We start from the raw sequence: 7,176 nt of genomic DNA on the forward strand, positions 1-7,176 counted from the left end.
TCCCATGTAAACGTGAAACAGGAGATGCGGGCGCCGCGGGGTGAAATCAACCGCCCGGCAATGCCGGCTAGTTCTGAAGCCGGATCATCAGCGGTTCGATGCCCTGGGTCAGCATCAGGTCCTGAGCGCGATTGAGCTCGCGGGTATCGTCGTAGGGGCCGACCTGAACGCGGTGCCAGGTTTCGTTTTCGCCGGACTGGACCTCGCTTATCTGCGCCTGAAGGCCGAAATTGCGCAGTCGACCGGCGAGCTGCTCAGCGTCGCCGGACTCGCGGAATGACGCGGCCTGGAGCATATAGCGGCTACTCTCGGCGGTTGGACTGGGCGCGTCAGTGGGGGCTTGCTCAGCGGTTGCTTCGTCGGCAGCGGTGGTGCGGGCGATCTGCTCGGCAATCGGGTCCACGGTCTCGTCGCTGGGCGGCTCGGCGCTGGCGGTGTCCTCGCTGGGTGTCGGTGGCTGGGGGGGGACCACCACCTCGGAGCGTGGCGCGACCACCTCGGATTCCGGCAGCAGAGTATAGAACTCGAAGGTCGGCATGCGCGGCTCGTCAGGGCTCTCCTCGGCGCTATCGCTTGGCGGACTCGAGGATGGCTTGGGCAGCACCGTGGCCATCGGCGTAGGGGCGCTCTCCTGCACGTACTGGGCGAGGAAGAAGCCGGCCACCAGGCCGGCCACGCCCCATAGCCAGCCGGGTACGCCGCGACGCTGAGCCGGGGCGCGGCGGCGCGGCGCGGCGCCACGTTTCTTGGGCGCAGGGCGGCGGGCCATTACATCTCCTCGGGGGCACTGACGCCCAGCAGGTCGAGGCCGTTGCGGATCACCTGGCGGGTTGCCAGGCCCAGCCCCAGGCGCGCGTTGCGCAGCGCGTCGTCATCGACCATCACCTTCACCGCGTTGTAGCAGGTGTGGAAGTCGGCGGCCAGGTCCTGCAGGTACTGGGCGATCTGCTGCGGTTCGCGGTTGCCGGCGGCGTGCTCGACCACCTCCGGGAAGCGCGCCAGGCGGTTCATCAGCGCCTTCTCCTGGTCAGTGTCTAGCTGGGCCAGGCTGGCCATGGCCAGGGCGTGATCGAACGGCTTGCCGTCGGCCTTGGCGCGGCGCAGCACGCTGCACACACGGGCATGGGCGTACTGCACGTAGTAGACCGGATTGTCGTTGGACTGCGAGCGGGCCAGGTCGATATCGAAGGTCAATTGCGAGTCGGCACGGCGTGCGGCCAGGAAGTAGCGCGTGGCGTCGCGGCCGACCTCGTCGATCAGGTCGCGCAGGGTCACGTAGCTGCCGGCGCGCTTGGAGAGTTTGACCTCGACCCCGGAGCGGGTGACCAGCACCATCTGGTGCAGCACATAGTCCGGCCAGCCCTGGGGGATGCCGGTCTCCAGCGCCTGCAGGCCGGCGCGCACGCGGGTCACCGTGGAGTGGTGGTCGGCCCCTTGTTCGTTGATTACCTGCTTGAAGCCCCGCTGCCACTTGTCGAGGTGGTAGGCGACATCGGGCAGGAAGTAGGTGTAGCCACCGTCGCGCTTGCGCATCACGCGGTCCTTGTCGTCACCGAAATCGGTGGTGCGCAGCCACAGGGCGCCGTCCTCTTCGTAGGTGTGGCCACCCTCGACCAGCTTGGTCACGGTATCCTCGACCTTGCCGTCGTCGTAGAGCGACGACTCGAGGAAGTAGACGTCGAAGGTGACGCCGAAGGCCTTGAGATCGAGGTCCTGTTCACGGCGCAGATAGGCGACGGCGAAATCGCGGATGGCGTCGAGGTCGTCGGCATCGGCCTTGGCGGTGACGTGGCGGTCGTCGGCGTGGATCGTCTCGCCGGCCAGGTAGCTGGTGGCGACGTCCTCGATATAGCCACCGCGGTAGCCGTCTTCCGGCCAGCTGGGGTCGTCGGGACCGAGGCCCTTGGCACGGGCCTGCACCGAGAGCGCCAGGTTGCTGATCTGGGCGCCGGCGTCGTTATAGTAGAACTCGCGGGTGACGTCGAAGCCGGTGGCCTCGAGCAGCCGGCAGATCGAGTCGCCGATTGCCGCGCCGCGGCCGTGGCCGACGTGCAGCGGTCCGGTGGGGTTGGCCGACACGAACTCCACCTGCACCTTCTCGCCACGACCGATCAGGCTGCGACCGAAGGTGTCGCCGGCGTCGAGTACCTGGTGCACCACCTGGGCGACGGCGTCGGTGGCGGCGAAGAAGTTGATAAAGCCGGGGCCGGCGATCTCGGTGCTGCTCACGGCAGAGGACTCGGGCAGCGCGGCGACCAGCGCCTCGGCCAGCTCGCGGGGCTTCTTGCCGGCGGGCTTGGCGAGCATCAGCGCCAAGTTGGTGGCGTAGTCGCCGTGAGCCTTGTCCTTGGTCGGGTCGACCTTGATGGTCGGCGCGGCATCGGCGGGCAGCACGCCCTGCTGCTTCAGGCTGGCAAGTGCCTCGTCGAGCAGCGCGATGATGGTCTCTTTCATGAGTGTTCTGGTGTCCTGTGGCGCGTGGCGTGGCAACGGCCGAAACGGCTTGGCCGCCCATTATCGGCAATTGCGGGCCGGCTTTAAACCCTATGCAAGAAAGCAGAGGCGAACGCTTGGTGGGAGCATTGCGCGGCTGTTCCCCTTCTCATCGCGGCCGATGGCTGCGGCTTTACCGGGCACAGCCTTTCGCGAAGACGCTGTGAACCCTTCCTTGGGCGCTCCATTTTTCATACAGCGCTACGCTATCCTGCTTCGCTTGTAGGGCCGGGGTAGGCCATCCATGGCCTACCCGTGAGGAGGAGTCCTCCTCACCCCTGAAAAAGAAGTTTCGCTCATGCCCTCGCCTGGCGCCGCTTGCGCCGAGTGAGCGCCAAGCTTAGCTCAGCGTCTGCGGATCGATATCCAGCGACCATCTGACCCGGCGCGCATCGCGGCTCGCCTCCAGCCACGCCACCAGCCAGGCGCTGGCCTCGTGGAGCTTGCTGCGCTGGGCGCTGCTCAGCATCAGCTGGACGTGGTAGCGGTTCTGGCGCCGCTCCATGGGCGCCGGTACCGGGCCCAGGCAGTAGACCTCGCTGCTGGCCGCCAGCCACTCGCGCAGGGCTTGCCCTGCAGCGGCGGCCAGCGCCGTGGCGTCGGCCTCGCGGGGTGACTCGAAGCGCGCCAGGGCCATGAAGCGGTAGGGCGGCAGGCCGGCGACGCGGCGTTCGGCGAGCAGCTGCTCGGCCAGCGCATCATAGCCGTTGTCGGCCAGCTGGCGGAGCTGAGGGTCGTCGCTGTGCAGGGTCTGTACCAGCACCCGGCCAGGGTGCTCGGCGCGTCCAGCGCGTCCGGCCACTTGCACCAGCAGTTGGGCACTCTGCTCCAGGGCGCGGAAGTCGCTGGCGTAGAGGCCGGCGTCGGCATTGACCACCACCACCAGGGTGACGTGGGGCAGGTGGTGGCCCTTGGCCAGCATCTGGGTGCCGACCAGCAGGCAGGGCTCGCCGCGCCTGACCTCGACGAGCATGTTCTCGAGAGCATCCTTGCGCCGCGTGCTGTCGCGGTCGATGCGGTGCACCGGTACCTCAGGGAACAGCTCGGCGAGGGTTTCCTCGGTGCGCTCGGTGCCGGCCCCCAGCGGGCGCAGGTCGGCGCTGCCGCAGCTTGGGCAGGCGTCGGGCAGCGCCTGCTTGTGGTCGCAGTGGTGGCAGGCCAGATGGTGGGGTTGGCGATGCAGCGTCAGGCGCGCATCGCAGTGATCGCACTCGGCCATCCAGCCGCAGGCGTGGCAGGCCAGGGTGGGAGCGAAGCCGCGGCGGTTGATGAATACCAGCACCTGATGCCCGGCGGCCAGGGTGGTGCGGATGGTCTCGATCACCGGCGCCACCAGGCCGCCGCGGCGCGGGCGGCCGCGCAGGTCGACCAGCTCCATGCGCGCCGGGGCGTGGCGGCTGGCGCGGCGGGTCAAGCGCAGGTGGCGGTAGCGGCCGCCGTGGGCCTGGGCCAGGGTCTCCAGCGACGGCGTGGCGCTGCCCAGCACCAGCGGGATGCCGTCGCGATGGGCGCGCGCCACGGCCAGATCGCGGGCGTGGTAGCGCAGCCCATCCTGCTGCTTGAGCGAGCCGTCATGCTCCTCGTCGACGATGATCGCCCCGGGGCTCGCCAGGGGGGTGAAGATCGCCGAACGGGTGCCGATCACGATCGGCGCGCGGCCGCTGGCGGCGGCCAGCCAGGCGTCGAGGCGTTCACCGTCGGAGAGCCCCGAGTGCAGGGCCACCACCGGTACTCTGAAACGCTTGCGGAAGCGCTGCAGGGTCTGCGGGGTGAGGCCGATCTCGGGCACCAGTATTAGCGCCTGGCGACCGCGCGCCACCACCGCTTCGATCAGCTGCAGGTAAACCTCGGTCTTGCCGCTGCCGGTGACGCCGTGCAGCAGGCAGGGGTGGAAGCGGTCGAGCCCTTCATGCATGGCGGCCAGCGCCTCGGCCTGCTCGCGCTTGAGGGGCAGGCTGGCTTCGGCGAGCAGCTGGTTGGCGGCCGGTGCTGGCGCGGCAATCAGCGGCTCGCTGCTGGCCTCGGCGAGACCTTTATCGTGCAAACCGTCGAGCTGGGCGCGAGTGAAGCCCTGGGCGGTGATGGCACCAACCGCCAGGCCGCGGGGGTGCTGCTTGAGCAGCGCCAGCAGCTCGGCCTGGCGGCGCGCGCGGCCCAGCGTATCAGGCGGGGCGGTGCTGCCACGCTCGGTGAGCTGCCAGCGTTCGCGGGTGCGGGCTTCCAGCGGCCGGCCCTGGCGCAGCAGCAGCGGCAGGGACTGGTGCAGGGTATCGCCCAGCGAGTGCTGGTAGTAGCGCGCCGTGAAGCGGCACAGCCACAGCCAGTCCTGGGGTAGCGGGGTGCTGTCGAGCCAGGCGCTGACCGGCTTGAGGTCGGCCAGCGGGAAGTCGCTGTGGGAGCGACATTCGACGACGATGCCGATCACCTCGCGACGGCCGAACGGTACCTGTACGCGTAGCCCCGGCTGCCAGCCGTCGGGTGGGGGCGTGGCGCAGGGACGGTAGTCGAACAGCCTGCGCAGTGGCGTGGGCACGGCGACGGCCAGTACCTGCGGTGGGCGTGATGCATCGGGTATGGCAAAAGAGGTGGCGGGCAATTGGCCTCCGCGGCTGGTTCTGCTAAGATGCGTGCCCTTCGGGCTCGGGGCGCGACCTCGTGGCTACGAAACCACCCGGTCTGTCGTTGCGCTGAAAACTGCATGACAACTGTATGACAACCGTATGCGGTGCCTGGCAGGTGATCAGGTGGCGGCATACAGCATCATGAGGCTCCAAGATGAAACAAGGTATCCACCCCGATTACAAGAAGGTCAGCGCTACCTGTAGCTGCGGCGCTACCTTCGAGGTTGGCTCGACCTCTGGCCAGGATTTCAACCTGGACGTCTGCTCACAGTGCCACCCGTTCTACACCGGCAAGCAGAAGCAGGCGACCACCGGTGGCCGCGTCGAACGCTTCAACAAGCGCTTCGGTGCCGCCGTCAAGCGCGGCTGATCGCTTCGCCGTTGGCTCGTACAAGAACCCGCCGCTCGGCGGGTTTTTTGTGCCCCGCGTTTCGGTGGGTGACAATAAGCTGGACGTTATGCCTGATGAGTCAGCTATAAGTTGTAATAAATATCTGGAAACTCCTTCAAACATTCGATTAAAAGTCTTGAATGACAGCAACTTGGATCAAGTTGTGAGGCTGAGCGTTTTTCTATATTCTGACTCGACTATCTCGTTGAAGACGACTGGACAATTACGCATATGACAGACGCCAAGAAGCAAGCCGCGCTGGACTATCACGCCAAGCCGATCCCCGGGAAGCTCTCCGTCGAGCTCACCAAGCCGACCGCCTCGGCCAAGGACCTGGCACTGGCCTATAGCCCCGGCGTGGCCGAGCCGTGCCGCGAGATCGCCAAGGACATCGAAAACGCTTATCTCTATACCGGCAAGGGCAATCTGGTGGCGGTGATCTCCGATGGTTCGGCGATCCTCGGCCTGGGTAACCTCGGTCCACTGGCGAGCAAGCCGGTAATGGAAGGCAAGGGGGTGCTGTTCAAGCGCTTTGCCGGCATCAATTCGGTGGACCTCGAGGTCGATGCCGAGAGCCCCCAGGCCTTTATCGATACCGTGGCGCGCGTTGCCATCACCTGGGGGGGCATCAACCTCGAGGACATCAAGGCGCCGGAGTGTTTCGAGATCGAGCGGGCGCTGGTCGAGCGCTGCAATATTCCGGTATTCCACGACGACCAGCACGGCACCGCCATCGTCACCGCGGCGGGCATGCTCAACGCCCTGGATATTGCCGGCAAGTCCCTCGAAGAGGCGCGTATCGTATGTCTCGGCGCCGGTGCGGCGGCGATTGCCTGCATGAAGCTGCTGGTCGCCTGTGGCGCCAAGGCCGAGAACCTGTTCATGCTCGACCGCAAGGGTGTGATCCATAGCGGTCGCGACGATCTCAACCAGTACAAGGCGATGTTCGCCACCGAGACCGACAAGCGCACCCTCGACGACGCCATCGAAGGGGCTGATGTCTTCCTGGGGCTGTCTGGGCCTAACCTGCTCTCCGCCGAGCAGCTCAAGAAGATGGCGCCCAATCCGGTGGTGTTTGCCTGCTCCAACCCGGATCCGGAGATTCATCCCGACGTCGCCAATGCGGCGCGTGACGATGTGATCATGGCCACCGGCCGCTCCGACTACCCCAATCAGGTCAACAACGTGCTGGGTTTCCCGTTTATCTTCCGCGGCGCGCTGGACGTACGGGCCACGGCGATCAACGAGGAGATGAAGGTGGCGGCGGTGCATGCGCTCAAGGATCTGGCGCGGGAGCCGGTGCCCCAGTATGTGCTGGACGCCTACGAGCTCGACACCCTCGAGTTTGGCCGCGGCTACATCCTGCCCACGCCACTCGATACGCGCCTGCTTGATCGCGTCTCGGCGGCGGTGGCCCAGGCCGCAGTGGACTCCGGCGTGGCGCGCAAGCCGTTCCCGGCGCACTATCCGCTGAACAGCGTCGACGAGGTCTACGGCGTCTAAGCGTCATCAGGCTCTGCGTTACGCGATGCCGGCCCCAGTGGGGCCGGCATTTTTGATGGGTGCGCCAGGCATGGCGCGCAGCGCCTGACTGGCGCTGTTCCTGAGGGTGGTGCCTCGGGATGACTTGGGGGTGAAAGTCCCCTGCACGCCCGGCAAGGGGAAGTGCTA

5 protein-coding genes are annotated in these 7,176 nt (G+C 66.9%); 2 read left to right on the forward strand and 3 right to left on the reverse strand.

The annotated features are described in order from the left end of the window. Positions 1–67: 67 nt before the first annotated feature. The 3 genes from IEI94_RS22290 to IEI94_RS22300 form a co-directional block, all read right to left on the reverse strand. Positions 68–769 carry an SPOR domain-containing protein gene (locus IEI94_RS22290; RefSeq protein WP_191169532.1) on the reverse strand — a complete coding sequence of 234 codons (702 nt, stop codon included), beginning with the start codon at positions 767–769 and terminating at the stop codon, positions 68–70. Continuing rightward, positions 769–2,454: an arginine--tRNA ligase gene (gene argS, locus IEI94_RS22295; protein ID WP_191169534.1), complete on the reverse strand. Its 1,686-nt coding sequence runs from the start codon at positions 2,452–2,454 to the stop codon at positions 769–771. The genes IEI94_RS22290 and argS overlap by 1 nt, the downstream gene beginning before the upstream one ends. Positions 2,455–2,833: 379 nt before the next feature. Then, entirely contained in the window at positions 2,834–5,089 is a 2,256-nt protein-coding gene (locus IEI94_RS22300) for a primosomal protein N' (protein ID WP_224750232.1), read from the reverse strand. Between the two features lie 179 nt (positions 5,090–5,268). On the opposite strand from IEI94_RS22300, the gene rpmE reads away from it, so the two are divergent. Both rpmE and IEI94_RS22310 read left to right on the forward strand, forming a co-directional pair. After that, a complete protein-coding gene (gene rpmE / locus IEI94_RS22305; protein WP_089658872.1) occupies positions 5,269–5,484 on the forward strand; it encodes a 50S ribosomal protein L31 in 216 nt (71 codons plus the stop codon). A gap of 252 nt (positions 5,485–5,736) precedes the next feature. Then, a complete protein-coding gene (locus IEI94_RS22310) occupies positions 5,737–7,008 on the forward strand; it encodes a malic enzyme-like NAD(P)-binding protein (protein ID WP_191169535.1) in 1,272 nt (423 codons plus the stop codon). Positions 7,009–7,176: the final 168 nt, after the last annotated feature.

It is taken from the genome of Halomonas sp. ML-15, assembly GCF_014779595.1.
Lineage (GTDB): Bacteria > Pseudomonadota > Gammaproteobacteria > Pseudomonadales > Halomonadaceae > Franzmannia.